Annotated in this window: 30 protein-coding genes; 19 read left to right on the forward strand and 11 right to left on the reverse strand. The window is 57.2% G+C overall.

Annotated features, from left to right (window positions below; all coding sequences use genetic code 11):
* Positions 1 to 355: 355 nt before the first annotated feature.
* Entirely contained in the window at positions 356 to 880 is a 525-nt protein-coding gene (locus AC1VYI_RS14180) for a winged helix-turn-helix transcriptional regulator (RefSeq protein ID WP_134866380.1), read from the reverse strand.
* A 42-nt stretch (positions 881 to 922) separates the two neighbouring features.
* Here AC1VYI_RS14180 and AC1VYI_RS14185 point away from each other — a divergent pair, with 42 nt between their 5' ends.
* Positions 923 to 1,159 (forward strand): tautomerase family protein, encoded by a 237-nt coding sequence (locus tag AC1VYI_RS14185; RefSeq protein WP_134866382.1) that lies wholly within the window; start codon positions 923 to 925, stop codon positions 1,157 to 1,159.
* A 65-nt stretch (positions 1,160 to 1,224) separates the two neighbouring features.
* Here AC1VYI_RS14185 and AC1VYI_RS14190 read toward each other — a convergent pair whose 3' ends face one another.
* Positions 1,225 to 2,109, reverse strand: a complete 885-nt coding sequence (locus AC1VYI_RS14190; protein WP_226484500.1) for a LysR family transcriptional regulator — start codon at positions 2,107 to 2,109, stop codon at positions 1,225 to 1,227.
* A 114-nt stretch (positions 2,110 to 2,223) separates the two neighbouring features.
* On the opposite strand from AC1VYI_RS14190, the gene AC1VYI_RS14195 reads away from it, so the two are divergent.
* The 9 genes from AC1VYI_RS14195 to clcB all read left to right on the forward strand — a co-directional run bounded on the left by AC1VYI_RS14195 (position 2,224) and on the right by clcB (position 11,306).
* Positions 2,224 to 3,351, forward strand: a complete 1,128-nt coding sequence (locus AC1VYI_RS14195) for an alpha/beta hydrolase (RefSeq protein ID WP_134866384.1) — start codon at positions 2,224 to 2,226, stop codon at positions 3,349 to 3,351.
* Positions 3,352 to 3,400: 49 nt separating this feature from the next.
* The gene (locus tag AC1VYI_RS14200; protein ID WP_134866386.1) at positions 3,401 to 4,585 is read left to right on the forward strand and encodes an MFS transporter; all 1,185 of its coding nucleotides are present in this window, start codon (positions 3,401 to 3,403) and stop codon (positions 4,583 to 4,585) included.
* Between the two features lie 84 nt (positions 4,586 to 4,669).
* Positions 4,670 to 5,293, forward strand: coding sequence for a glutathione S-transferase family protein (locus tag AC1VYI_RS14205; protein WP_134866388.1), 624 nt, complete (start codon positions 4,670 to 4,672; stop codon positions 5,291 to 5,293).
* A gap of 153 nt (positions 5,294 to 5,446) precedes the next feature.
* Entirely contained in the window at positions 5,447 to 6,184 is a 738-nt protein-coding gene (locus AC1VYI_RS14210; protein WP_226483739.1) for a YoaK family protein, read from the forward strand.
* A 276-nt stretch (positions 6,185 to 6,460) separates the two neighbouring features.
* Positions 6,461 to 7,171, forward strand: coding sequence for an osmoprotectant ABC transporter permease OsmY (gene osmY, locus AC1VYI_RS14215; protein WP_023335513.1), 711 nt, complete (start codon positions 6,461 to 6,463; stop codon positions 7,169 to 7,171).
* Between the two features lie 18 nt (positions 7,172 to 7,189).
* Complete coding sequence (osmX, locus tag AC1VYI_RS14220) at positions 7,190 to 8,089, forward strand: osmoprotectant ABC transporter substrate-binding protein OsmX (RefSeq protein ID WP_134866390.1); 900 nt, start codon at positions 7,190 to 7,192, stop codon at positions 8,087 to 8,089.
* Between the two features lie 8 nt (positions 8,090 to 8,097).
* Positions 8,098 to 8,745, forward strand: a complete 648-nt coding sequence (osmW, locus tag AC1VYI_RS14225; RefSeq protein ID WP_134866393.1) for an osmoprotectant ABC transporter permease OsmW — start codon at positions 8,098 to 8,100, stop codon at positions 8,743 to 8,745.
* A complete protein-coding gene (osmV, locus tag AC1VYI_RS14230; protein WP_134866395.1) occupies positions 8,745 to 9,893 on the forward strand; it encodes an osmoprotectant ABC transporter ATP-binding protein OsmV in 1,149 nt (382 codons plus the stop codon). Before osmW ends, osmV begins: the two co-directional genes overlap by 1 nt.
* Before the next feature lie 102 nt (positions 9,894 to 9,995).
* Positions 9,996 to 11,306 carry a voltage-gated ClC-type chloride channel ClcB gene (gene clcB / locus AC1VYI_RS14235; RefSeq protein ID WP_134866397.1) on the forward strand — a complete coding sequence of 437 codons (1,311 nt, stop codon included), beginning with the start codon at positions 9,996 to 9,998 and terminating at the stop codon, positions 11,304 to 11,306.
* On the opposite strand, the gene bioD is transcribed toward clcB, so the two are convergent.
* From bioD to AC1VYI_RS14250, 3 genes are all read right to left on the reverse strand, one after another.
* The gene (gene bioD / locus AC1VYI_RS14240) at positions 11,241 to 11,936 is read right to left on the reverse strand and encodes a dethiobiotin synthase (protein ID WP_134866399.1); all 696 of its coding nucleotides are present in this window, start codon (positions 11,934 to 11,936) and stop codon (positions 11,241 to 11,243) included. The genes clcB and bioD overlap by 66 nt on opposite strands.
* Before the next feature lie 130 nt (positions 11,937 to 12,066).
* Positions 12,067 to 13,287, reverse strand: a complete 1,221-nt coding sequence (mlc, locus tag AC1VYI_RS14245) for a sugar metabolism global transcriptional regulator Mlc (RefSeq protein ID WP_023311510.1) — start codon at positions 13,285 to 13,287, stop codon at positions 12,067 to 12,069.
* A gap of 94 nt (positions 13,288 to 13,381) precedes the next feature.
* Positions 13,382 to 14,314 carry a LysR family transcriptional regulator gene (locus AC1VYI_RS14250; RefSeq protein ID WP_134866401.1) on the reverse strand — a complete coding sequence of 311 codons (933 nt, stop codon included), beginning with the start codon at positions 14,312 to 14,314 and terminating at the stop codon, positions 13,382 to 13,384.
* Between the two features lie 121 nt (positions 14,315 to 14,435).
* Between AC1VYI_RS14250 and AC1VYI_RS14255 the strand changes: the two genes are divergently transcribed.
* The 5 genes from AC1VYI_RS14255 (at position 14,436) to AC1VYI_RS14275 (ending at position 19,042) form a co-directional block, all read left to right on the forward strand.
* Positions 14,436 to 15,689: an MFS transporter gene (locus AC1VYI_RS14255; RefSeq protein WP_023311508.1), complete on the forward strand. Its 1,254-nt coding sequence runs from the start codon at positions 14,436 to 14,438 to the stop codon at positions 15,687 to 15,689.
* Positions 15,690 to 15,763: 74 nt separating this feature from the next.
* Positions 15,764 to 17,248: a carboxypeptidase M32 gene (locus AC1VYI_RS14260; RefSeq protein ID WP_134866403.1), complete on the forward strand. Its 1,485-nt coding sequence runs from the start codon at positions 15,764 to 15,766 to the stop codon at positions 17,246 to 17,248.
* Between the two features lie 227 nt (positions 17,249 to 17,475).
* Positions 17,476 to 17,940 (forward strand): acid resistance repetitive basic protein Asr, encoded by a 465-nt coding sequence (gene asr, locus AC1VYI_RS14265; protein ID WP_032657610.1) that lies wholly within the window; start codon positions 17,476 to 17,478, stop codon positions 17,938 to 17,940.
* 94 nt (positions 17,941 to 18,034) lie between these two features.
* A complete protein-coding gene (gene ydgU / locus AC1VYI_RS14270; RefSeq protein ID WP_021241182.1) occupies positions 18,035 to 18,118 on the forward strand; it encodes a small membrane protein YdgU in 84 nt (27 codons plus the stop codon).
* A gap of 102 nt (positions 18,119 to 18,220) precedes the next feature.
* A complete protein-coding gene (locus AC1VYI_RS14275; RefSeq protein WP_226483737.1) occupies positions 18,221 to 19,042 on the forward strand; it encodes a trypsin-like serine peptidase in 822 nt (273 codons plus the stop codon).
* 38 nt (positions 19,043 to 19,080) lie between these two features.
* Here AC1VYI_RS14275 and mdtI read toward each other — a convergent pair whose 3' ends face one another.
* The 3 genes from mdtI to AC1VYI_RS14290 form a co-directional block, all read right to left on the reverse strand.
* On the reverse strand, positions 19,081 to 19,410 hold the full coding sequence (mdtI, locus tag AC1VYI_RS14280; RefSeq protein WP_024909144.1) for a multidrug/spermidine efflux SMR transporter subunit MdtI: 330 nt from the start codon (positions 19,408 to 19,410) through the stop codon (positions 19,081 to 19,083).
* Entirely contained in the window at positions 19,397 to 19,759 is a 363-nt protein-coding gene (mdtJ, locus tag AC1VYI_RS14285) for a multidrug/spermidine efflux SMR transporter subunit MdtJ (RefSeq protein WP_023311502.1), read from the reverse strand. The genes mdtI and mdtJ overlap by 14 nt, the downstream gene beginning before the upstream one ends.
* Before the next feature lie 118 nt (positions 19,760 to 19,877).
* On the reverse strand, positions 19,878 to 20,048 hold the full coding sequence (locus tag AC1VYI_RS14290; RefSeq protein ID WP_085930315.1) for a protein YdgV: 171 nt from the start codon (positions 20,046 to 20,048) through the stop codon (positions 19,878 to 19,880).
* 133 nt (positions 20,049 to 20,181) lie between these two features.
* Here AC1VYI_RS14290 and AC1VYI_RS14295 point away from each other — a divergent pair, with 133 nt between their 5' ends.
* The gene (locus AC1VYI_RS14295) at positions 20,182 to 21,216 is read left to right on the forward strand and encodes an AI-2E family transporter (protein ID WP_023311501.1); all 1,035 of its coding nucleotides are present in this window, start codon (positions 20,182 to 20,184) and stop codon (positions 21,214 to 21,216) included.
* 3 nt (positions 21,217 to 21,219) lie between these two features.
* On the opposite strand, the gene AC1VYI_RS14300 is transcribed toward AC1VYI_RS14295, so the two are convergent.
* The gene (locus AC1VYI_RS14300; RefSeq protein ID WP_134866405.1) at positions 21,220 to 22,167 is read right to left on the reverse strand and encodes a zinc-dependent alcohol dehydrogenase family protein; all 948 of its coding nucleotides are present in this window, start codon (positions 22,165 to 22,167) and stop codon (positions 21,220 to 21,222) included.
* Positions 22,168 to 22,195: 28 nt separating this feature from the next.
* A complete protein-coding gene (locus AC1VYI_RS14305) occupies positions 22,196 to 23,221 on the reverse strand; it encodes an LLM class flavin-dependent oxidoreductase (protein ID WP_032657621.1) in 1,026 nt (341 codons plus the stop codon).
* A 178-nt stretch (positions 23,222 to 23,399) separates the two neighbouring features.
* Here AC1VYI_RS14305 and yajD point away from each other — a divergent pair, with 178 nt between their 5' ends.
* Positions 23,400 to 23,747 (forward strand): HNH nuclease YajD, encoded by a 348-nt coding sequence (gene yajD, locus AC1VYI_RS14310; protein ID WP_003857471.1) that lies wholly within the window; start codon positions 23,400 to 23,402, stop codon positions 23,745 to 23,747.
* A 28-nt stretch (positions 23,748 to 23,775) separates the two neighbouring features.
* On the opposite strand, the gene AC1VYI_RS14315 is transcribed toward yajD, so the two are convergent.
* Positions 23,776 to 24,561 (reverse strand): MipA/OmpV family protein, encoded by a 786-nt coding sequence (locus tag AC1VYI_RS14315; RefSeq protein WP_134866408.1) that lies wholly within the window; start codon positions 24,559 to 24,561, stop codon positions 23,776 to 23,778.
* Positions 24,562 to 24,685: 124 nt separating this feature from the next.
* Between AC1VYI_RS14315 and AC1VYI_RS14320 the strand changes: the two genes are divergently transcribed.
* Both AC1VYI_RS14320 and AC1VYI_RS14325 read left to right on the forward strand, forming a co-directional pair.
* Positions 24,686 to 25,381 carry a response regulator gene (locus tag AC1VYI_RS14320; protein ID WP_134866411.1) on the forward strand — a complete coding sequence of 232 codons (696 nt, stop codon included), beginning with the start codon at positions 24,686 to 24,688 and terminating at the stop codon, positions 25,379 to 25,381.
* Complete coding sequence (locus AC1VYI_RS14325) at positions 25,378 to 26,574, forward strand: sensor histidine kinase (protein WP_063409427.1); 1,197 nt, start codon at positions 25,378 to 25,380, stop codon at positions 26,572 to 26,574. Before AC1VYI_RS14320 ends, AC1VYI_RS14325 begins: the two co-directional genes overlap by 4 nt.
* Positions 26,575 to 26,596: the final 22 nt, after the last annotated feature.

A 26,596-nucleotide genomic window follows, 5' to 3' on the forward strand; every position in this document is an offset into this window, starting at 1 on the left:
AGTTCCTACGCTCGAGGGGGTAGCGCTGACAGAGGTAGGAATACCGCCCACAGAGAAAACGGCCAGCCTTGCGGCTGCTCCGTCAGCGCCACCGCAATTTTAACGAGATCGGCGCTGTCGCGACATATAAATATCGCTCTGTAGATGCGGGTTCCTACGCCCGATTGCGGATGTGCCGCAACGCAGGCACTTTACGACCGCGACCCGTTGAGGAAAAGACATAACGCTGAATTTCATAAGGTTACTTTGCGGTTTGCGAGGCGCCTTCCAGAATGACAACGCTGCCCTAAATTTTAAGGGTATCAATCACCGCTCTCGCTGGGCTTTGACTCCCGGCAGTCCTTCAACCGCAGCTTTAAGCGTCAGTATGGTCAGGCGCCTGGGGCATGGCGGCTAAGTATTGGCTGTCGTGAAACGTTAACCGAACGTTTTTAGGGTCAACGAACTTACCGTCGGCGGTAACATAGGCGCTATTAACCACTTCTCCACTTTCTTTGTCTGTTAACGCAATATGCGGTGCGTCGTGCAGTATGTTTTTATGACCCCACTCCATCAAAGAGAAAAGAATCGGCGCAAGGCTGCGGCTTTTGGCGGTGAGAACATACTCATACCGTTCACGCGCCCCTTCTTCCTGATAAGGGATTTTGCAAAGCAGGCCGAGTTCAGTCATTTTTTTTAACCGGTTCGCCAGCGTCTGCCTGGTGATTTTTGTATGATCCCGTATCGTTTCAAAGCGTGTTACCCCATAAAACGCCTCTCTCAGAATCAACAAAACCCATTGATCGCCAAGAAGCTCAGCGGCCGCCGCTAACCCACAAAGCTCAGGTAATAAGTACGGTAATGATTTATTTTTTTTGACATCTCTTCGTTTGCCTCGCAACCTGAGTATGATTTAAAGACTCAGTTATTTAAGGAGAATACAATGCCCTTCGTAAATGTGCAAACCATTAAAGGAATTATGAATTCGGAGCAAAAAAAAGAACTGCTACGTCGTATGACTGACCTTATTGTTGAAATTGAGGGAAACGGCGACCCTGAATTCCGGCGTTCAGTATTGATCCGTATTGACGAGCATGAACCGGAACAGTGGAGTCTTGGGGGAATACAGCCCACATCTGAAATGATTGCTGCAAAACTTGCCTCACCACAGCGGTCCTGATTTATTTTTAGGCTTAGCTCACCGGCGGGCAGTTTGAATGTCCGCTCTCGTGATGTTATGCCGCCCTAAATTTTCAGCGTATCGATCACAGCCCTCAGGGCAGGCGACACGTTGCGGTGCGGATAATAGAGATACAACCCGTCCATGCGCAGGCTATAGCGCTGCAACACCCGGATAAGCGTTCCGCGCTCCAGATCGTCAGCCACTAGCTCCACCGGGACATAGGCCAGCCCAAGCCCCAGCCGGGCGGCCTCGGCTTCCATGTAGCTGTCAGACAGCGCCCATTGCCCCTCTGGCCGATGGGTGATTTTTTTCCCGTCCTGCACCAGTTCCCACTGATAGTCACTACCGTCGGCAAACTGGTAAGCAATGCAGGGATGAGCCACTAAATCGGCTGGTGTCTGCGGAAAACCGTAGCGTCTGAAGTGTTCCGGGGCAGCCACCGCGGCCATTTCCATATCAGGCGTGATACGCACTGCAATCATTCCCTGCCCCACTTCCGGCCCCAGTCTGACACCCGCATCGAACCGCTCGGCGATAATGTCGACGAAGCGGCTTTCATTCATCAGTTCCAGCCTGATGTCCGGGTAACGCTGTTTAAAAATGGCGAGCTTTGGCAGCAGACACTTATCGATAGCGTGCTGGCTGGCATTAATACGCACCGTGCCGGACGGCGTCTGACGATAGTGTGCCAGGGTCGCCAGACCCGTATCGAGCGTATCGAATGCAGACTCGGCGGTCTGATAAAGCTGTTCCCCGGCATGGGTGAGCGAGAGCTTGCGCGTGGTGCGGACCAGAAGTTGAACGCCCAATCGCTGTTCCAGCTCGCGAACCGAGCGGCTGATCCCGGATTGCGCCAGCCCAAGCCGAAGCGCGGCCGCCGTGAAGCTCCCCTCCCGTACCACCTGCATGAACAGGTACAGCTCATTATAGTTTTCCCGTTTCGCCATCATCCCCACCCATTTATAACAATATGATATGAATCCTAGCAGCTTTCGCCCTCTAATCAGCACTATTTCTGCTAACTATAATGACCGCAACACAACAACCCAGGGTTCATTTCTATGAAAACATTTACCCAAAAACTGTCCGTTGCGATGCTGCTATGTGCATCATTAAGTGGAGTGACAACAATGAGTTATGCAGAAACCACCAACCCAAACGCGCCTGTTTCGATGGTGAGCACATGGGATAAAACCTTCGCCGAAAGTGACAAAGTCGATCACCGTAAGGTGTCCTTCCAGAACCGATACGGGATCACTTTGGTAGGCGATCTGTATCTTCCCAAAAACCGCGGCGACCGCAAGCTGGCGGCGATTGCGGTCAGCGGGCCATTTGGCGCGGTCAAAGAGCAGTCCAGCGGCCTGTATGCGCAAACCCTGGCAGAAAATGGGTTTGTGACCCTGGCGTTCGATCCGTCCTATACGGGCGAAAGCGGTGGCCAGCCGCGCAACGTAGCGTCTCCGGATATCAACACCGAAGACTTTAGCGCGGCGGTGGACTTCCTTGGGTTGCAGAAAGAGGTTGATCGTAACCGCATTGGTATTCTCGGCATCTGCGGCTGGGGCGGTATGGCGCTCAACGCAGCATCCATGGACACCCGCGTGAAGGCGGTCGCCACCAGCGTGATGTATGACATGAGCCGGGCGATGGGCCACGGCGTGGGTGACGGGAAAGATCGCTATTCAACGTCTGACCGCCGTGCCGTTCTGCAGTATCTGAACGCACAGCGCTGGAAAGATGCTGAGAACGGTACCTTCGCGCACGGCGGCCATGACATTTATGTCGATGAGAACGGTAAGGTGACGGCAGCTGAACGTATTCTGCCGGAGACGTTACCTGACAACCCGAATCCGGTACTCAAAGAGTTCTTTGACTACTACCGTATGCCGCGCGGCTTCCATGCGCGCTCCGTCAACTCCACCGGCGCGTGGACCGCGACCACGCCATTATCATTTATGAATATGCCGCTGCTGAGCTACGCCGGGGAAATTACTATCCCAACGCTTATCGTAACCGGTGAAAAGGCACACTCCCGCTACTTTGCTGAAGATGCTTTTAAAGCGGTCGGCAGCAAGCAGAAGGAACTGGTGATTGTTCCGGGCGCAAACCATGTCGATCTCTACGATAATGCTGCCGGGAAGATCCCCTTCGGCCAGTTTGAGCAGTTCTTCAAAACCAACCTGAAATAAATCTCTACGCCACTCGCCCTATACGGGTGGCTCTTTGTGAAATCTGACTATGTCTACACTGAGCCGCACCACATCACAGAACACAGAGCATGCACACTGGAGTGGCGTTTTTGCCATGACCCTGTGCGTATTTATCTTGATTGCCTCGGAATTTATGCCCGTCAGCCTGCTTACCCCCCTTGCCAGAGATTTGGGCGTTACGGAGGGTCTCGCTGGCCAGGGGATCGCGATTTCCGGCGCGCTGGCGGTGCTGACCAGCCTCTTCCTTTCCCGGCTTGCCGGGAATATAAACCGCAAACACCTTCTTCTGGGCATGACGCTCCTGATGGCGCTCTCGGGGATGATTATCGCTTTCGCCCCAAACTATCTGGTTTACATGACAGGCCGCGCGCTGATCGGTATCGCTATAGGCGGGTTCTGGTCCATGTCTGCCGCAACGGCCATTCGCCTTGTTCCGCCGCATAAGGTTGCGCGCGCGCTGGCCATTTTCAACGGCGGTAACGCGCTGGCAACGGTGGTGGCCGCCCCGCTTGGCAGCTATCTTGGGGGCATTATTGGCTGGCGCGGCGCATTTCTTTGTCTGGTGCCCGTGGCGAAAGTCGCGTTCATCTGGCAGTGTTTAAGCCTGCCTGACATGAACGCGCGTAAAAACGGTACATCACGAGGAAGTGTTTTTCGGTTATTCCGCCAGCCTGCCGTTTCCGTTGGTCTGCTGGCCTGCGGCCTGTTCTTTATGGGGCAGTTTGCGCTGTTTACCTATCTGCGCCCGTTCCTTGAAACCGTCACCCGGGTGAGCGGAGTCGGGCTGTCGCTGATTTTGCTCACCATAGGCGTTGCGGGTTTTGTGGGCACCCTTTTCGTTGCCCTGGTGCTTAATGCCGCGTTTTACATAACGCTGATCGCGATCCCTCTACTGATGGCGGCCATCGCAGTCGCGTTGATTCTCGCCGGGCATAACGTGTGGATTGTGGCCCTGCTGTCAGGCCTATGGGGGATGCTGGCAACATCAGCACCGACGGGGTGGTGGACGTGGATTGCGCGAACGCTGCCGAAGGATGCTGAAGCCGGCGGTGGACTGATGGTTGCGGTGATCCAGCTCGCCATTGCGCTCGGCTCAACGGCGGGCGGTATAGCGTTCGATCGTTATAGCTGGCAGAGCACGTTTGCATTGAGTGGCATAGTGCTCCTCTTTGCGGCAGCGCTAACGTTTCTGCTTTCGCGTCTTCACAAATAACGCGCCGGATGATTTTTTGACGCTTTTCTTCACCGTTCGTGTATTGTTTTTAAACAATAACATCCATTAAAGGACACCTGCGCAATGATTACCATCCTCGGCAAAACCACCTCCATCAACGTTCGTAAAGTGCTCTGGACCTGCGAAGAAGCAGGCATAGCCTATCAACAGGAAGATTACGGCAGCGGTTTTGCCTCAACGGAAACGGATGCCTTTCGCGCCCTGAACCCTAACGCCATGGTGCCGGTGCTGATTGATGGCGATTTCGTGCTGTGGGAGTCCAATTCCATCTGCCGTTATCTGGCGCGCAAGGCCGAACGTCACGATCTGCTGCCCGCTGAACCGCAGGCCTGCGCCAACGTTGAGCGCTGGATGGACTGGCAGGCCACTGAATTTAACAACGCCTGGCGCTATGTCTTCCCGGCGCTGGGGCGTAAAAACCCGGACTTTAACGACCCTGAGCGCATTGCGGCGGGAATCAAAGAGTGGAACCACTGTGTCACCATTCTGGAAAACCAGCTGCAGCGCACCGGTGCCTTTGCGGCAGGCGAAACGTTTACCCTTGCGGACGTGGTGCTTGGGCTGTCGGTGAATCGCTGGAAGATGACGCCGTTTAATAAACCTGACGTGCCGGCGATTGAGGCCTGGTTCGAGCGACTCAACCAGCGCCCGGCGTTTTTGCGTCACGGCAATAACGGCATGATTTAAAATTTACGCCCCCATGTTGAGCAAGGCTATTTTATTTAATTACGAAACCCTGAAAGTCGTCAGAGGGAATAATAATTAAGCCATATCCTGGACAGCCCGTTGCACTGCTTTGCTAGCCTGAATAGTCAGGCAACGCTCAACCTGGAGGTATTCTTGCTGATTAGACTCAAGAAAGAACGAACGCATAAGGAGGATCGCCGGCTTGCTCTCTGGCTGGCGACCTCGGCAGGTTTACTAAACGCCATCGCCCTCGGGGCATTTGGTTTTTTCCCCTCACACATGACCGGCAACACATCACAGTTATCCAGCGAAGTCTCCTCCACCGATCTCAGCGATATTATTTTCTTCGGCTCGATTATTCTCTCTTTTGTCGCAGGCGCCATTATTGCGCGCGCGATCGTGATATGGGGGATTATCCATAACGTCAGGCTGGTTTTTTGCCAGATCCTGTTTGTCGAGGGGATATTACTGACCGGCGTCTCTTTCTACGAAATGTATTTTCATGCCCTCACCAGCAACCGCGAGATAATTCTTTTTCTCTGCTTTCTGATGGGCATTCATAATTCTACCTCCACGCAGCTTTCCGGCGGACGGGTGAGATCGACGCACATTACCGGCACGCTGACGGACGCGGGGATCTCCCTGGCCTCGGTACTGGTGGCGATGCTGCGCAGGGATTGCTCCAAAGATACGGCGGCGCAAAAAAGCCAGCTGAAAACCCACTTAACCACCCTTTTCTCGTTTATTACGGGCGGTATCGCGGGGCTGCTGCTGTTCAGGTGGATCGGGTTTAACGCCATGCTGGCGCTCGGGTTGATGCTCGCCGTGGTCGCTATCGTTTCAATTATCACCGTCTCGACGCGGGTTCGACGGGTTCGTGCCTCTCTGTGAAGTTAATGACCGATATCCGGCGTATGAGCCCTTTAGATGTGACACCGTCACATCTAAAGATTCGCTTTAGGACTATTCTGCCTGACCCTCAATCAGCCCTTATGCCATCAGGCCTAACACAAGGTTGTCACTGTTTTCATAGGGTTACTGATTTTACCCCTTCGCTGGAACCCTTCCCAAACGCTTGCTATAGGTGAAATACCCCTGCCGAAACATGGCATAACAACAGGCAACCGATGGTTGCTATAACGCATGCGCACAGGGAGACACACCGCAATGCACCCATTACTCAAACGTTCGCTGCTGTTTGTCGGCGCCATTATCGTGGTTCTCGCCCTCCTCGTCTGGGGCATTGGGCTGGAAACGATCAGGGCGCGCCAGGTTGACCTGGTTTATCTCGGGCAACAGCACATGATTCTGGTTTTCTCATCGATGTTTTTTGCCCTGCTGGTGGGTATTCCAGCCGGTATTCTGCTGAGCCGCCCGGCCGCGCGGGGTATCGCCGAATATGTGATGCAAATCTTCAACGTCGGCAATACGCTGCCGCCGCTGGCCGTTCTGGCGCTGGCGATGGTGGTGATTGGCATTGGCGATACGCCCGCCATCATCGCCCTGTTCCTCGCCTCGCTGCTGCCGATCGTGCGCAATACCTACGCCGGGCTGTGCTCGGTCCCGCCGTCGCTGCTGGAAGCGGCAAACGGCATCGGGATGACCAAATGGCAGCGTTTGCGTCAGGTTGAGCTGCCTGCCGCCTGGCCGGTCATGCTCTCGGGGATCCGCATCGCCACCGCCATTAACGTCGGTACCGCACCGCTGGCGTTCCTGATTGGCGCCAGCAGCTACGGCGAGCTGATTTTCCCCGGCATTTACCTGAACGATTTCCCGACCCTGATCCTCGGCGCGGCGGCCACCGCCCTGTTCGCCCTGATCCTCGATACCCTGCTGGCGGCGCTGGGTCGCGTGATGAGTCCCCATCTCGCTCGATAACAATAACAAGGAGCTTTTATGAGACTGATATCCGGCCTAACGGCGATGTGTGCCGCGGCGCTGTTCACCGGCCAGGCGATGGCGGCCCCGCTGATTCTGGCGACCAAGAGTTTTACCGAGCAGCACATTCTCTCGGCGATGACCGTGCAGTACCTGCAGAAAAAAGGTTTCCAGGTCCAGCCGCAAACCAACATTGCCACGGTGATCTCCCGCAACGCGATGATCAACAAGCAGATTGACATGACCTGGGAGTACACCGGCACGTCCTTGATCATCTTTAACCATATCAACAAGCGCATGTCGCCGCAGGAGTCTTACGAGACGGTGAAACGCCTGGACGCAAAGCACGGTCTGGTCTGGCTCAAGCCCGCCGACATGAACAACACCTACGCTTTCGCCATGCAGCGCAAGCGCGCCGAGGCGGAACACATCAACACCATGTCGGAGATGGTGGCGAAGATTGAGCAGATCCGTAAAACCAACCCGGGCAAAAACTGGCTACTTGGCCTGGACCTGGAATTTGCCGGGCGCAGCGACGGCATGAAGCCGCTTCAGGCGGCCTACAGGATGGATCTGGACCGCCCGCAAATCCGACAGATGGACCCCGGTCTGGTCTATAACGCGGTGCGCGACGGCTTCGTTGACGCCGGTCTGATTTACACCACCGACGGGCGCGTGAAAGGCTTCGACCTCAAGGTGCTGGAAGATGATAAAGGCTTCTTCCCGAGCTACGCGGTGACGCCGGTGGTGCGTAAGGACACGCTGGAGGCCAACCCCGGGCTGGAAGAGGCGCTCAACACCCTCTCGGCGCAGCTCAACAACGACGTTATCACCGAGCTGAACAAGAAGGTGGATATCGACCATCAGTCACCGCAGCAGGTCGCCCGCGATTTCCTGCGTAGCAAACAGCTGCTGTAGGAGGCGCTATGGAGACGATTCACTACATTCTGGACAACTGGGATTACCTCTTAACCCTCACCCTTCAGCACCTGTGGCTGGTGGCGCTGGCCGTAGGTTTAGCCATCATCATCGGCGTACCGCTGGGCATTCTGATTGTCCGCCACAGGTGGCTGGCGACGCCGGTGCTGGGGATAGCCACCATCGTGCTGACCATTCCGTCCATCGCCCTGTTTGGGCTGATGATCCCGCTGTTTTCGCTGATCGGTCAGGGAATTGGCGCCCTGCCCGCGATTACGGCGGTGTTTCTCTACTCGCTGCTGCCGATTGTGCGTAACACCCATACGGCGCTCGACAGCCTGCCGCCGGGCCTGCGCGAAGCCGGACGCGGCATCGGCATGACCTTCTGGCAGCGGCTGCGCTGGGTTGAGATCCCGATGGCACTGCCGGTGATTTTCGGCGGCATCCGCACCGCCGTGGTGATGAATATCGGCGTGATGGCGATTGCCGCCGTGATCGGCGCGGGCGGACTGGGCCTGCTGCTGCTCAACGGCATTGGCGGAAGCGATATTCGCATGTTGATTGCGGACGCGCTGATGATTTGTCTTTTAGCGATTGTGCTCGACTGGCTGCTGCACCGTCTGCAGGTGGTTCTGACTCCAAAGGGGATTCGATAATGATAAAACTGGAAAACCTCACCAAACAATTTTCACAGAAGCACGGACAGACCTTTAAGGCCGTCGACAACGTTAACCTGACCGTGCCCGAAGGGGAAATGTGCGTCCTGCTCGGCCCGTCCGGCTGCGGAAAGACCACCACCCTGAAGATGATTAACCGCCTCATTACCCCAAGCAGCGGGACGATCCTGATCAACGGTGAAGACACCAGCGGGATGGACACCGTCACCCTGCGCCGCAACATCGGCTACGTGATCCAGCAGATTGGCCTGTTTCCGAATATGACCATCGAAGAGAACATCACCGTCGTGCCGCGCATGCTGGGCTGGGATAAAGCGCGCTGCAAAACCCGCGCCGAAGAGCTGATGGATATGGTGGCGATGGATCCGCATAAGTTCCTCAACCGCTACCCGCGCGAGATGTCCGGCGGCCAGCAGCAGCGTATCGGCGTGATCCGCGCCCTGGCTGCTGATCCTCCGGTGCTGCTGATGGATGAACCCTTCGGCGCGGTGGACCCGATCAACCGCGAGGTGATCCAGAACCAGTTCCTGGAGATGCAGCGCAAGCTGAAAAAAACCGTCATGCTGGTGAGCCACGATATCGACGAAGCCCTGAAGCTCGGCGACCGTATTGCGGTGTTCCGTCAGGGGAAAATCGTGCAGTGCGCCAGCCCGGATGAACTGCTGGCGAAACCGGCGAATGAGTTTGTCGGCTCGTTTGTCGGCCAGGACCGGACGCTGAAGCGTCTGCTGCTGGTAACGGCTGGCGACGTCACCGACCAGCAGCCGACCATTACGGTGCGGGGCTCTACTCCGCTTCCCGAAGCCTTTGCGACCATGGATGATAACGACATTCGTGCCGTGACGGTGGTCGACGAGCACGGCAAACCGCTGGGCTTTGTGAAGCGTCGCGAAGCGCGTAACGCGAGCGGTACCTGCGCCGACATCCTGCATCCGTTCCGCATGACCGGCAAAGCGGAAGACAACCTGCGCGTGGTGCTTTCACGTCTGTATGAGAGTAATACCAGTTGGATGCCGATCGTGGATGAGGACGGTCGTTACAACGGCGAGATTTCGCAGGACTATATTGCCGAGTACCTGAGCTCCGGACGCACGCGCCGGGCGCTGAATATTCATAGCGACACCTAACCTTTCTGGCCGGGCATCGCCCGGCCTTTTCGCACGCAGACCTTTTGCTAACCCTGCGATTTCCCGCCACAATATCGTATCGTCCCCGTAAAAACGCACCCCATGCAACGTCTTCATACCTACCCCGACATCCGCGCGATGTTTCGCCGACTGCTGATTGCCACCGTCACCGGCGCGCTGGCCGCGCTGGCCGTTGCGGTATTCCGCCACAGCATGTACCTGCTGGAGTGGCTGCTTCTCAGCAACGACAGCGGCAGCCTGGTGAATGCCGCCGCGTCGCTCTCGCCCTGGCGACGCGCATTGACGCCGGCGCTGGGCGGGCTGGCTGCCGGTCTGCTGCTCTGGGGATGGCAGCGTCTGACCGCGCAGCGGCCTCATGCCCCTACCGATTACATGGAGGCGCTGGAGACCGGAGACGGCCAGTTTGACTACGGCGCCAGCCTTGTGAAATCCCTTGCCTCGCTGCTGGTCGTTGCCAGCGGAAGCGCCATCGGGCGTGAAGGGGCGATGATCCTGCTTGCCGCCCTCGCCGCCTCCCTATTCGCCCGGCGCTTTACGCCCAAATCCGAGTGGAAATTATGGATAGCCTGTGGCGCCGCCGCCGGGATGGCCAGCGCCTACCATGCTCCGTTAGCCGGAAGCCTGTTCATCGCGGAAATTCTGTTTGGCACGCTGATGCTGGCCTCGCTCGGCCCCGTGGTGATTGCGGCGGTGGTGGCGCTGCTTACGACGCAGCTCCTGGCTCCGGGCGCGGGTACGCTTTACGCGGTCCATCTGAGCGGCATCCTTACCGCGGCCGATTATGCTCTTCTCGTCGCGATGGGGCTGGTGGCGGGCCTCTGCGGACCGCTGCTGATGTGGCTGATGGACGTCAGCCACGGGCTTTTCCTGCGCCTCAAGCTTTCGCCGCCGTGGCAGCTGGCGCTGGGCGGTGCGATCGTCGGGCTGCTTTCTCTCCTCACGCCTAAGGTGTGGGGGAATGGCTACAGCGTGGTTCAGGCTTTTCTGCTCGCGCCGCCGCTGCTTTCGGTGATTGCCGGGGTGTTCATCTGTAAGCTGCTGGCGGTGCTGGCGAGTAGCGGATCGGGCGCGCCCGGAGGGGTGTTTACGCCTACGCTGTTTGTCGGGATGGCAACAGGGATGCTGTTTGCGCAGCTGTTCGCGCTGTGGCTGCCGGGCTCTGAGACGGCGATTTTGCTGGGGCTGGCGGGGATGGTAACGCTACTTGCCGCGACCACGCATGCGCCCATTATGTCGGCGTTGATGGTCTGTGAAATGACCGGGCAGTATCTTTTACTGCCCGGCCTGCTGGTCGCCTGCGTGGTCGCGTCCGTGCTGTCGCGGACGTTACGCCACGACTCGGTCTACGGTCAACACGCCACCGAGGGCAGAGAGATCGATGTACTGCGCTAGCTCGCGCTGCTCGGCGCGCGGTAGATAAGGCAGTTCACCCACCAGCGGTCCGGGCAGTTTTTTGCTCAGCACGTCGATAATCTCCGCGTAGTGCGCCAGGCCCGGGTTGATGCGGTTTGCCACCCAGCCAATCAGCGGCAGGCCGTCATTGGCAATCGCCTGGGCCGTCAGCAGCGCGTGGTTGATGCACCCTTCCTGGATACCCACCACCATCACCACCGGAAGCTGCTCCTGCACGACCCATTCAGAAAGCGGGCGCAGGTCGTTCATCAGGCTGCGCCAGCCGCCCGTCCCTTCCACCACCACGTGATCAACCTTCTCGCTCAGGTTCGCCAGTCCGTTGGACAACAGGGGATAATTAATCAGGCCGCTGTGCGCTACGCTGCTCTCCTCTTCGCTTAACGCAATGGGATTGACCGCGTGATAAGGCAGTTCCAGCGACGAGACGCTTTGCAGCACCAGGGCGTCTTTATTACGCAATCCCTCTGGCGTCTCTTTACTCCCTTTTGCGACCGGTTTGTACCCTGCCACGCTTTTACCGCTTGCTGCCAGCGCCTGCAGCAATGCGCGGGATACGACGGTCTTGCCGACAGAGGTATCTGTACCAGTAACAAAGAAACGCTTAAGCATGACTCACTCCACCTCTTGGGTATGCTTCGAAAATATAAACCAGGTAAATAATTCAGTGGAGGAAGTCTACGGGATGCATGCGCTACCCGGCTTGAGATAGCGCAATTTTTCTTACATCAGCGGAAAAGAGTTAACCCTGTAACAGGCGGATCAACAGCGAGCCGTTATACATGGCATCTTTGACCAGCGCCGCGCCGGCCATGGTTCCCTGGTTGGAAAACTGTGTGCTTTCTACCGCAATATTTTTGCTGTAGGCGGGAAGCGACTGCTGATGGATACAGGCCGAGATTGCAGGGAAGAGGATCTCCGCCGCCTGGCTCAGCGGTGAGCCAATCAGGATTTTTTGTGGATTGAAGAGGTTCACCATAATGGCCAGAATGCGGCCAACGTTATTACCCACGCCGGTAATAATGTCCTTCGCCAGCAGATCGCCCTGGCGCGCGGCGGCGCAGAGGGAATCCACCGTTAAGGGTTGTCCGTGCAGCGAGGAGCTCATGGACTGGCTGAGCCTGACCTGCGCCAGCTCAAGCACGCTTTCCACGCTGGCAATGGTCTCCAGACAGCCGTGGTTCCCGCAGTAGCAGCGCTTGCCGTACGGATCGACCTGGGTGTGGCCAATTTCCACCAGGCTACTGCTCCCGGCGTGGAGAAGACGTCCGTCGGTAATCACGCCCGCCCCAACGTTATGGTCGATGACCACCTGAATCACATCCCGCGCGCCGCGCGACGCGCCAAACAGCGCCTCCGCCATCGTCCAGGCGCTGATGTCATGCTGAATATAGACCGGCACGCCGGTATGATTTTTCAGCACCTCACCCAGCGGCATCTCTTTAACATCGTCGTAAAACGGCATGCGGTGAACAATACCATTTTCGGTATCAATAATTCCCGGCATGGTGATGGCAATCGCCGTTAAGCGTTCAAGCCGCTGCTGATGGCGGATAAAGAAGTGATCGATATGCGAGACAATCGCGTCGAGGAGCGGTTCCTCCGCGTTGAGCGGCAGTTCAAGCCGGTCTTCCACCACCAGCTTGCTGCTCAGGTCGCGCAGCGCAAGGAAGATCTCCCCCCGGCTGATGCGCAGTGAGAGGTAGTGCCAGGCTTCCGTTTCAACCACCAGCCCGACTGCCGGACGGCCACGGCTGCCCGGTTCCTGAATTTCCGTCTCCTGAACCAGGTGCGCTTCCAGCATCTCGCGGACAATCTTGGTGATACTGGCAGGTGCCAGTTGTGCCAGGCGCGAAAGATCGATACGCGAAACCGGACCAAGCTGATCAATCAGGCGATACACCGCGCCAGCGTTGGTCTGCTTAATCTGATCGATATGCCCTGGCTGACTATCAGCAACCACCTCGTACTCCCTTATTTTCGAGCTTCGAAATAAACTGTTTGCTATGGTGAAGCACTTCCATGGCCGTCGTCAAATATTTACTTAGCCATGTGATTTACCGCACATTTTTACCCTCTTTTCCGTGAAAATGCCGCCCGGCAGAGGCGCTCATTAGCTGCTGTTTGAAGCGCTGTGCGGCATGGCTCTGTTCACGGTGTTTTGACCACACCAGCCACATTTCGGAAACGGCATCCTCTTCGGCAATGGTCACCCAGCGCATTTCGCGCAGCTGCACCCGCTTAAAGGAGGCCGGAAGAATAGACACGCCCAGACCGGCCGCGACCAGGCCGATAATGGTCATCGCTTCCCCTACCTCCTGGGTGATGACCGGGGCAAGATCGTAGCGGCGCATCAGCCCCAGGATATCGTCATACAGGCCCGTCCCGACCTGCGGGTCAAAAAAGACAAACGGCTCTTTTGCCAGCTCTGCCAGCGAGACCGCCGGACGCGACGCCAGCGGGTGATCGTGCGGGATCATGGCCATCAGCGGCTCGCGCAGGATCACCTCCCACGCCAGCGTGTCCGGCAGCTGGGTATTACGCATCAGCCCCAGATCCAGCGAACCCTCATTCAGCGGCGCAATCTGCTCGCGGGTATTGATTTCGCGCGTCTGAATATGAACATCCGGAAAGTGGCGACGGAATGACGAAAGGGTCTCCGAGACGGCGCTGATGAACGGCGCGGACGAGGTAAACCCGATTCGCAGCTCTCCGGCTTCTCCGAGATAGAGCCGTTCTGCACGGGCGGCGGCGTCATCGACCATGCTCAGAATTTGTCGGCTGTCGATCAGGAACTGCTTACCCGCCGCCGTCAGGCTCACGCTGCGGTTGGTGCGGGCCAGAAGGCGCGCCCCGACCTGCTGTTCCAGGATCTGAATCTGCTGGCTTAACGGTGGCTGAGAGATATTCAGCCGTGCCGCCGCGCGGCCAAAATGCAGCTCCTCGGCAACGGCGACAAAGTAGCGAAGATGACGCAGCTCGATATTCATATTTTTAAAGTATCATTTGAGATTATTAATATATTAGACAGAATATTTACATTTTCCTACCCTGAACATGTGGTCATACCCGTCACCAGAAATCACGGGGATGTTTAAGCAAGGAAACAGTGTGAGCCGTACAACGACTATTGATATCGATCCGGCAAGAGATATCAATGATTTACCCGCAGCACCGCAGCCGGTCCAGTTCATTAAACGTGGTACCCCCCAATTTATGCGCGTCACGCTGGCGCTCTTTTCCGCCGGTCTGGCGACCTTCGCCCTGCTCTATTGCGTTCAGCCGATCCTGCCCGTTCTCTCTCATGAGTTTGGCGTATCGCCTGCCAGCAGCAGCGTTTCACTCTCTATTTCTACCGGCATGCTGGCGATTGGGCTGCTCTTTACCGGGCCGCTGTCCGACGCCATTGGCCGTAAACCGGTGATGGTGACCGCGCTGATGCTGGCGTCGGTCTGTACGTTACTCTCGACCATGATGACCAGCTGGCACGGCATTCTGGTAATGCGCGCGCTGATTGGGCTCTCGCTCAGCGGCGTGGCGGCGGTCGGGATGACCTACCTCAGCGAGGAGATCCACCCGAGCTTTGTTGCTTTCTCTATGGGGCTTTACATCAGCGGGAACTCGATTGGCGGAATGAGCGGCCGCCTGCTGAGCGGGGTGTTTACGGACTTCTTTAACTGGCGTATTGCGCTGGCGGTAATCGGATGTTTTGCGCTGGCATCGGCCCTGATGTTCTGGAAAATTCTGCCGGAATCGCGTCATTTCCGGCCGACATCGCTACGCCCGAAAACGCTGTTTATCAACTTCCGCCTGCACTGGCGCGACAAAGGTTTGCCGCGCCTGTTTCTGATGGGATTCCTGCTGATGGGCGCCTTCGTCACGCTGTTTAACTATATTGGCTACCGCCTGATGCTCTCGCCGTGGCATCTGAATCAGGCCGTTGTCGGTTTGCTTTCTGTGGCCTATCTCACCGGCACCTGGAGCTCGCCAAAAGCCGGGGCGATGACCGCACGCTATGGACGCGGGCCGGTACTGCTGGTATTCACGGGCGTGATGTTACTCGGCCTGCTGCTGACGCTATTATCCTCGCTGTGGTTCATCTTTGCCGGGATGCTGCTCTTCTCCGCCGGGTTCTTCGCCGCCCACTCGGTCGCCAGCAGCTGGATTGGCCCGCGCGCGCGTCGCGCCAAAGGACAGGCATCATCGCTGTATCTGTTTAGCTATTACCTGGGTTCCAGCATCGCCGGGACCCTCGGCGGCGTGTTCTGGCATTACTACGGCTGGAACGGCGTGGGCGGGTTTATCGCACTGATGCTGTGCGCGGCGCTGCTGGTGGGCACCAGTTTGCATAAACGTCTGCATTAACATTCCAGCGCCTTCGTGTTTAAATCAAGCCGATGCTAATTTTTGTCATCGGCTGATTCAGACACGAGGACTTCATGAAAAACAATAACTACCAACAACTCACCCGCACCTTCCAGCGTCTCTCCCGCTTCTCTCACCTCTCCTCCATCGCCAGCTGGGACATGTTCACCATGATGCCGCCGGGCGGCAGCGCCGCGCGCGGCCAGGCGCTGGCGGAGATGAGCGTCCTGCAACACCAGATCCTGACCGATAAAAAAGTCGGCGACCTGTTAGCGGCGGCGGCAGGTGAAGATCTGAATGATGTCGAACAGGCCAACCTGCGCGAAATGACGCGCCACTACCAGCAGGCCACTCTGCTGCCGGAATCGCTGGTGGAAGCCAAATCCCTGGCGGGCAGCAAGTGTGAACACGCCTGGCGTACTCAGCGTCCCGCCAACGACTGGCAGGGTTTTTCCGCCAACCTGAAAGAGGTGGTAAAACTCAGCCGCGAAGAGGCTCGCCTGCGGTCTGAAGCCAAAGGCTGTACGCCGTACGACGCGCTGCTGGATATTTTTGAGCCCGACATGACCAGCGCGCGTCTGGACGTTCTGTTCGGCGATATGAAGTCCTGGCTACCGGACCTGCTGGCAAACGTGGTGGAAAAACAGGCTCAACGGTCGTTTATTCCCCCGCAGGGCCCCTTCCCGACGGCCACACAGCGTGAGCTGGGCCTGGAAGCCATGAAGATGCTTGGCTTCGATTTTAACGGCGGTCGCCTGGACGTGAGCGCGCACCCGTTCTGCGGCGGCGTCCCGGAAGACGTGCGCATCACCACGCGCTATGACGAAGATGAGCTGCTCAGCGCGCTGTTTGGCGTGATCCACGAAACCGGACACGCCCGCTACGAACAAAACCTGCCGCGCGCGTGGGCAGGACAGCCGATTGCCCTGGCGCGCTCAACCGCGATCCATGAGTCACAGAGCCTGTTCTTTGAAATGCAGCTGGGGCGCAGTGAAGCTTTCCTCAGGCATCTCCTCCCTGCGGTACACGCCCGCTTTGGCAGCCAGGCGGCGTTTAGCGAAGAGAACTTTATTGCCTGGAACCAGCGCGTGAAACCTGGCTATATCCGCGTCGATGCGGACGAAGTGAGCTACCCGGCGCACGTGGTGCTGCGCTATGAGATTGAGCGCGCGCTGATCAACGGCGAGATAGAGGTGGACGATATTCCCGCCCTGTGGGATGAGAAAATGCAGGCCTGGCTCGGATTATCCACCAAAGACAACTACCGCAACGGCTGTATGCAGGATATCCACTGGACCGACGGCGGTTTTGGTTACTTCCCGTCATACACGCTTGGCGCAATGTACGCCGCGCAGCTGTTCCATGCCGCCAGAACCGCACTGCCGGGTCTGCAGGCCTCCATCGCCGAAGGCGATTTTTCCGCACTCTTTGAGTGGCTGCGTCAGAACATCTGGCAGCACGGCAGCCGCTTCAGCACGTCGCAATTAATCACCCAGGCGACGGGTGAAGATCTGAATATCCGTTACTTCCGCGAACATCTGACCTCGCGCTATTTGTAATCTGTTTGGCCGGGGTGAGGGAGCTCCAGTAAAAGAACCGTATGTTCCCCCTCACCCCAGCCCTCTCCCTCAAGGGAGAGGGAGTCGTCCGTGCAGAACCCCGGCAATGTACATACGGTTACACGCCGATACCAATCACTCACGGAAACCTCGAATTTACAGGGATATAGTTATTTCAACGGCCCCGCAGTGGGGTTAAATGAAAAACCAAATTCGAGGGTATGAGAATGAATAAAGTATTAGCTCTGGTTGTTGCCGCTGCTATGGGTCTGTCTTCTGCTGCATTTGCTGCTGACACTACCGCAACTGCAGCACCGGCTGCCGCGCCTGCTGCAACCACCACCGCTGCGCCAGCAAAAGCGGTTCATCATAAGAAACATCACAAAGCTGCAGCGAAAAAAGAAGCCGCTGCACCAGCAACCGCAGCACCAACCGAGCAGAAAGCTCAGGCTGCCAAAAAGCACCACAAAAAAGCCGCTAAACCGGCTGTAGAGCAGAAAGCGCAGGCTGCTAAAAAGCACCACAAAAAAGCAACCAAACCGGCTGTAGAACAGAAAGCTCAGGCTGCTAAAAAGCACCACAAAAAAGCGACCAAACCAGCTGTAGAACAGAAAGCTCAGGCTGCTAAAAAGCATCACAAAAAAGCAGTAAAACACGAAGCTGCTAAACCAGCTGCACAGCCAGCTGCGTAAGAGTACAAGCTTAACCGTGCCCTTCGGGGCACGTTGGTAAACCGGCGCTGAACCGGAACAGGTTCCGCGCCGTTTTTTTATTTCCGGAGGGCGTATGCTGCGACGCTATCGGTTTGAGCTGATTCTGATCCTGCTTATTTTATGCGCGCTCATCGCCAGCCATTTTTATCTTTCCTGATTGTAGCACGCTGATTTTACTCCCACTTTAGCGCTGTCCCGTCTATAGTATTTTCATAGGGTTCACTTTTAATAATCATAATTACCCCCACCAGAGTGTGATATGCGTAAATCTGTTGTGTTGTTACTGGGAACGTTTGGTCTTTTTTCTGGATTCTCACATGCGGATGATGGCGGTGATGACACCATTAGCGCGAAAGAGCTAAAGACGCTTTTTTTCGGTCATGACGATCGTACGCGCGTCGCCGATCCCACCCAGGCCCCCTGGGATGCTATAGGCCAGCTTGAAACCGCCAGCGGTAACTTATGTACTGCGACGCTGATCACCCCACAGCTTGCCCTGACGGCAGGCCACTGCCTGTTAACGCCGCCAAACGGCAAGCCGGATAAAGCGGTTGCCTTGCGGTTTGTGTCGCAAAAAGGGACCTGGCGCTATGAAATCCACGGCATTGAGGGAAGGGTTGATCCGTCTCTCGGCAAACGCCTGAAGCCGGATGGCGACGGCTGGATAGTGCCACCGGCGGCCGCCTCGTGGGATTATGGCCTGATCGTTTTACGCTACCCGCCTTCGGGCATTACGCCGCTGCCGTTATTTGACGGCGACAAGGCCGCCCTCACCGCCGCGCTGAAAGCCGCCGACCGAAAGGTGACGCAGTCAGGCTATCCTGTCGATCATCTGGATACGCTTTATACGCACACCGACTGTATTGTGACGGGCTGGGCGCAAACCAGCGTACTCTCGCATCAGTGCGATACGTTGCCGGGTGACAGTGGTTCACCGCTGATGCTGAAAAGCGACAAGGGCTGGCAGTTGATTGGTGTCCAGAGCTCTGCCCCGGCGGCAAAAGACCGGTGGCGCGCCGACAACCGCGCCTTGTCCGTTACCGGTTTTCGCGACCAGCTGGAAGCGCTGGCTACACAGTAAGCCAGCGCGGAGGCCTGAAACTAAGGATCGCAACGTTATCAGGCGAGTTTTATCATGATCATGCCGGCAAGCAGCAAGATGAGCCCCATCCAGCCCTTGTTGTTTAAGCGCTGGCCGAAGAGCACCCAGCCTGCGGCCAGCGTGGCGGCGATACCAAAACCGCCCCACAGCGCATAGGCCACCGACAGGTCGATCCCTTTTACCGCCTGGGACAGGGCGCTGAACGCCCCCAGAACCGCGGCAATCGACATCAGGCCGTACAGTTTACGGCGAAAACCATCCGAGAATTTCAGCAGAACGTTCGCCAGGATTTCCAGCACGATGGCGAGCCCCAGCCAGGCCGCATGAACCCACTCAAACTGTTGCATGGTTCTGCTCCTTCTGCTGTTTGCCAGGCTTACGGGTACCCGATTTAATCAGCACAATACCCGCGACCAGCGTCGTTAATCCGGCGACCTTCATTGTTGTTAATGTTTCGTCAAATATCAGCACGCTGAACAGCGTAATCAACAAAATACCGATCCCTTCCCACAGTGCATACGCGACGCCCAGCGCAATTTTTTTCACCGCAAACGAGAGGAAAATATAAGAAAGCGAAATCATCACCAGCATCAAAATAAAACCGGTGTTGCCATCGCTGACGCTTGCCCATTTCATAGACAGCGTGCCGGTAATTTCAGCGACGATAGCCAGCGCTAATAGGATCCAGTAAAACATGTTTTTCTCCTGCTTGAGAATATAATCCATCGTGGCCCACTGCATGCAGCAAACCCAAAAAAAACGAATTGAAATCAGATAGCTAAGCTCTTAGCGCCAGCTCAGGCAGAAGGAATGACTATAGTGCGGTGCGCCAGTGTTGCTCACCAGAAAGCAGGCAGAAGGAGGTGGAGTAGACAGCGGTATTGTTTGAAGAGTACGTCCTGAACATATTGTCCATAAAATTACAATTATCCGCGTTGTTGCTTCTCGTCTTTGCGGATGAAAATTGTCCTCGGTAGTTAAACACACCAGATTTGTACCATAAGCCAGGATTTTACTCAAAGTCTTTGCAATTCTTTACCCATACCGTTTGATTTTGGTTAGTTTATTGCAACGCCTTTCACCTTTATTATAAATATAAAGAAAAATTCGGAGTCACCATGGCTAAACCCATTATTACCCTGAACGGGTTAAAAATTGTCATCATGCTGGGCATGCTGGTGATCATACTGACAGGCGTTCGTTTTGCCGCCGACATTATTGTGCCCTTTATTCTGGCCCTGTTTATCGCGGTGATTCTTAACCCGCTGGTGCAGCGCATGACGCGCCTGCGCATCCCGCGCGTGCTGGCAATCACGCTGCTTATCAGCATCATCATTGTGGCGATGGTCTTGCTGGTGGCGTATCTGGGGACCTCGCTCAATGAGCTGGCGCGAACGCTGCCGAAGTACCGTTCTTCGCTGGCGATACCGCTGCTCCAGCTGGAACCCTGGCTGCAGCGCGCGGGTATCGAAGTCTCGGTTGAGGAGCTCCTGAAATATATCGACCCCAACGCGGCCATGACGATCGTCACCAGCCTGCTGGCGCAGCTTTCCAATGCCATGACCTCCATTTTCCTGCTGTTTTTAACGGTGGTGTTCATGCTGCTGGAGGTGCCGCAGCTGCCGGCAAAGCTGCAGCAGATGATGGTCCGTCCGGTTGAAGGCATGGGGGCGATTCAACGCGCGCTGGACAGCGTCTCCCGCTATCTGGTGCTGAAAACGGCGATTAGCCTGGTCACGGGCGGTGTCGTCTGGGCGATGCTTCTGGCGCTGGACGTTCGCTTTGCCTTTGTCTGGGGGTTACTGGCGTTTGCGCTTAACTACATTCCCAACATCGGCTCCGTGCTGGCGGCGATCCCCCCTATCCTTCAGGTGCTGGTTTTCAGCGGGTTTTATGACGCGCTGATCCTGCTGGCCGGCTATCTGGTCATCAACCTGGTGTTCGGTAACATTCTTGAGCCACGCATGATGGGGCGAGGGCTGGGACTCTCCACGCTGGTGGTCTTTTTGTCCCTGATTTTCTGGGGCTGGCTGCTCGGGCCCGTTGGAATGCTGCTCTCCGTCCCGCTGACCATTATCGTCAAGATTGGCCTGGAACAGACGGCGGGCGGGCAAACCATCGCCGTGCTGCTGAGCGATATGAGCCATAAATAGCGGTCAGTCCGCCATCGACAGGAGGGGCTTGCGGGTCCTTCCCCCTTCGCGATACGTACCGATCGCCCTCCGCCATTCCGCCAGCGGATACACCGTGACGTCGCTGTACCCGCTGGCGGGCAAATTAAGCCAGATGCGGTCAAACTCCGCGCGCCACGCCTCAGCGCTGAGCGCATCCAGACCGTTTCGGATATGGAACCACGCCACGCGCGGCGCGGGCCGTTGCTGTCTGAACGTTTGCCCGGAGAGCAGCCCGTAGCAGACAAACATGCCCTGCTCGGGCATCGCGCTGAGGATCGCTTCCGCCAGCGGCCCGCCGGTGGCATCGTAGACGACGTCAGCACGCGCGGCGACGGTGCCAATCCGCTGCGCGTCATGCTGCGCGACGGGAATGATACCCATCGCCTCCAGCCGTTCAGCGTGAACGGAGGAACGGTGGATCCCGTACACGGCTTCCGCTCCTGCCTGACGTGCCCATTGCCCCAGCAGAATGGCGCAATCCGACCCGGCAGCCGTCAGCAGCACCCGCTTTCCTTCAGGCGGATAGCGGGTAAGCATCATCTGCGCCGCCAGCGGGTTGATATAGGCCCGTGCGGCCAGATGTGCGTCAACAGCGTCCGGAACGGGGATAGCATACTCTGCCGGGCAATCAACATAGCGCTGCCAGGTGCCTTGACCGCGCAGCGGCAGGACGCGTTTACCCAGCAGATGCGCAAAGGACGCGGGCGCGTCGGTGACAATGCCGACACCTTCATACCCCGCTACCGCCGGTAACGGGGTTCTGTGGCGGTAGGCGCCGGTAATGGGAATAAGATCGGACGCGTTCACGGGAGAAAACAGCATTCGCACGCGCAGATGACCCGGCGCAAGCGCCCCCAGCGGCGCGGTTTCAGATTGCAGAACGGTTTCTGGCTCGCCAAAACGGCGGTACCAGAGGGCCAGATTTTCCATTACGATCTCACGGCTGATAGCGGAACGACTACTCGCGCCAGCCCATTGCCGGTGCGACGTGTTTGAGAATAGACTCAATCACGTGCGCATTGTAATCCACACCGAGCTGGTTCGGCACGGTCAGCAATAACGTATCGGCTTCGGCAATCGCGTCGTCCTTTTTCAGCTGTTCAATCAGCTTGTCCGGCTCCGCCGCATAGCTGCGCCCGAAGATCGCGCGCGTTTTCTCATCAAGATAGCCCACGCTATCGCTGTCGTTGCGGCTGGCACCGAAATACATCCGGTCGCGGTCGTCCATCAGCGCAAAAATGCTGCGGCTGACCGACACCCGCGGCTGGCGCGTATGCCCTGCCTCTTTCCAGGCCTGACGGTACGCGCGGATCTGTTTTGCCTGCTGAATATGGAACGGCTCGCCGGTTTCATCGTCCTTCAGGGTTGAACTTTGCAGGTTCATTCCCAGCTTTGCGGCCCATACGGCCGTCGCATTGGAACCGGCGCCCCACCAGATACGCTCGCGCAGCCCTTCAGAATACGGCTCCAGGCGCAGCAGCCCAGGCGGATTCGGGAACATAGGCTGTGGGTTAGGTTTGGCAAACCCTTCACCGCGCAGCACCTCAAGCAGCACCTCGGTATGACGGCGCGCCATATCCGATTCGTCTTCTCCTTCCTGCGGGACATAGCCGAAATGGCGCCAGCCATCAATGACCTGCTCCGGCGAGCCGCGGCTGATGCCAAGCTGCAAACGACCGCCGGAAATCAGATCCGCCGCGCCCGCATCTTCAGCCATGTACATCGGATTTTCATAGCGCATATCAATCACGCCAGTACCGATTTCGATGGTTTTCGTTTTTGCGCCTATTGCCGCCAGCAGAGGGAACGGCGAGCTAAGCTGTCGGGCAAAGTGGTGCACGCGGAAATACGCGCCGTCTGCCCCCAGCTCTTCAGCCGCCACGGCTAAATCGATGGACTGCAGCAGCGTGTCTGCCGCCGAGCGCGTGCCGGACTGCGGAGAAGGCGTCCAGTGACCAAAGGATAAAAATCCGATCTTTTTCATAACCATTTTTCCTGATAATACGTTGCGTTCTGTCCACTTTACGCATTACCCGATATGAATAAATGCCGTTTATTTAACGGAAAGCATCAAATAAATTGACAGAATAGCGTGGTTCTTCATTCCGCCCCATAATGGGATATAATCTTCCCCACTCTTTTCATGGCAGGTAAAACCGGCAATGGCTTTGATCCCCAAAAACTACGCGCGGCTGGAAAGCGGCTATCGCGAAAAAGCATTAAAAATCTATCCCTGGGTCTGCGGACGCTGCTCGCGCGAGTTTGTCTATTCAAATCTGCGTGAACTCACGGTTCACCATATCGATCACGACCATACCAACAACCCGGAAGATGGCAGCAACTGGGAGCTGTTGTGCCTGTTTTGCCACGATCACGAACATTCGAAATACACCGAAGCGGATCAGTACGGCACCACCGTGGTGGCCGGGGAAGACGCGCAAAAAGACGTGGGCGTCGCCACGTTTAACCCGTTTGCCGATTTAAAAGCGATGATGGATAAGAAGAAATAATCCTCTCGCCCCCTCGTGCTCCTCGAATTTAAAAGGTCCAGGTGATAGCGGCGGTTGCAGCCCCCTCATTGCGCCGCATCACGATCGGGCTGTTATTCGCACGATCGCCCAGCCAGGTATAGTCCGCACTCAGCACCGTCCCCCAGTGGGCATCGAACTGATGGCTCCAGGTCAGGCTGGTGTCGACGCCATAGAATCCACCCGGCGCAGCATAGCGGCGATAGCCGGTGCGGCGGCTCTGCTGCTCGCTGACTCCATACCAGGTATTCAGATAACGGCTGTCGCCAAACAGGGCCGCTGACTGAAAGGCAACCGTATCCTGATTATTTTGTAAGGGGATTAGCGTCACGGAGGCCTGATAGCTTGCCCCCTGGATGTCCGTTAACGGCAGCGTCGCTTTGCCTTCCATACTCAGCCATGGCGCGGCCTGCCAGCCCACGGCAAGGCCGGTATTCAGGGTGGCTTCAATGTCCCCCATCCCTTTCAGATTGTTTGCGCCCTCACGCCAGCCAGAATTTTTCTCAGCCCTTCCGAAGTCATAGCCCAGCGTGTGTTCGAAATACCAGCCGCTGTCGTTTTGCAGGTCATATCCCACCCCTTTTTGCGCATCAATAAAGAAAGCGCCTTTGCGTCCCTGCAGCACAGGAACCACCTGCCACACCTGCTTGTCTGAGCCTGAGTAACGCGGGGCATACTGCCCCCCAAGCCCGACGGTGAGGGAATCGGACGCGGTGCCATCCTCCGCCTGCGCGCCGGAAGCCACGGCCATCAGAAGCGGGACGGACATATACAGGACTTTTTTTATCGCTATCATACTGCTCTCCATACGGACGCTGGCGCCTCCTGATACGGAGGCGGCCACACAACGTTGGCGCAGTATGATTTGGCTGAATCAATGAATCGTCGGGATAGTGTTAAGAAATGGTCAAGGTGAACGGATGTTGTCCAGAAGAGTGCTGATTATTGAAGATGACGCCGATGCGGCTGGCGTGCTCGAGGCCTATTTACGGCGGGAAAATTACGACGTGACCATTACCGGAGACGGTCATTCCGGGCTGGATATGGCGCAGCGGTGGAAGCCCGACCTCATTCTGCTGGACGTGATGCTGCCGGGGCTTAACGGCACCGAGGTGCTGGCTGGCCTGCGTCGTAAAAGCGATGTGCCGGTGATCATGGTCACGGCCATGGGGGATACCCCTGACCGCATTGGCGCCCTGCGATACGGTGCCGATGATTACGTTGTGAAGCCTTATCATCCGGGCGAAGTGGTGGCTCGGGTGCAGGCGGTGCTGCGGCGCAGCAGTAAAAAAGAGAAGGACGAAGCAATCCTTCGCTGGCAAACGCTGGAGGTGGACGTGGCCGCCATTGTGGCGAGCGTGGATAACGGCGGCGACGCGCCCGTGATGCTCGATCTTACGCCAACGGAATTCTCGCTTCTGGCAACGCTGCTGCGATCTCCGGTGCACCCGTTCTCCCGCCAGTATTTACTGGAGCACTGTTTGCCGGAAAGCGAGGCGCTGGAGCGCGTGGTGGACACCCATATTTATAACCTGCGTAAAAAACTGGAAGCGGCGGGGATCTCCGGCGTGCTGATCAACGTTCGCGGCGTGGGTTACAGGTTCAGACAGCCATGATTAAAAATCAGCACTCCTCTCTGTGGCGCTGGATTTGCGCGCGTATCCTGGCGCTGGCTATCGGCAGCGTGATCGTCATTGCCACCTGCATGTGGCTACGCTATGCGGTTCAGAACTACTGGATAATGGGCAAAATGCCAGCGGCGGTCCGCCAGGAGTTTCTGACGCTCAGCCAGAACCCGCAGGCCAATCCGGCCCGCTTCCACTCGATTGTGGACACCTGGTGGGGCCTGAGCTATTCCACGCCGTCTATCGCCTCAGCCGACTGGGCCACGGTGGCCCTGCTGGTGCTGGTGATGATCCCGTTTATCGTGGTGATGGGGCTCAAACACGCCCGGCCGCTGGCGCTGCAGTTCAGCCGCCTTCGCGATGCGGCAAAGGATGTCGCCGACGGGCAGTTTGGCCGTCAGGCGGAACTGATCGAGGATGCGCCGGCGGAAATGGTCAGCTTTGCGACCGACTTTAACTCCATGACGGGACAGCTCGCCCGCTATGAAAAAGAGCTCCGCGCCTCGCACGTCGCGATGGCGCACGAGCTGCGCTCGCCCCTGACGGCCGCCATCGGGCGTCTGCAGGGCATGTTAGACGGCGTGTTTGATGCCAGCCCGGCGCAGCTCGGCATGGTGATGAAACAGCTCCAGCACCTCAACCGCCTCACCGATGAGCTTCACCTTCTGTCGCTCGCCGACGCGGGTAACCTCGTGCTGGAGGACCAGCCGTTTTGCCTCGATGAGCTGATTCAGGAGCGGGCTGCCTGGATCATGCCCGAGGCTGACGCGCATCATTTTCGGATAACGCTTCGCAACCCGCGCACCAGCCCCTTCAGAGGCGATGCGTTCCGTCTTGGACAGGTCGTTACCATCCTCATGGAAAATGCGCTACGTTACGGGCGCGAGGGAGGCCACCTTGAGGTGGCGCTGCACTACGCCAGCGGTCATTACATCCTCGAATTTACCGATGACGGGCCGGGCGTGTCGCCCCAGTTCTTACCGGAAATGTTTAAACGCTTTAGCCGCGAGGAGCAGTCCCGCGCGCGGCATTCCGGCGGCAGCGGCCTCGGTTTGTCCATCGCCCGGGCGATTTGCGAGGCGCATGGGGGTGAGATTAGCGCGTCATTGCCGGAAACCGGCGGCCTCGCCGTGCGCATTTTGTTGCCCTGGCACCCGTCCGGTAATGAAAATATCCACTCTTGATAAAGCCTTGACAGAACGTCGA

The sequence above is a fragment of the Enterobacter sp. QK-SA4 genome (assembly GCF_056856775.1).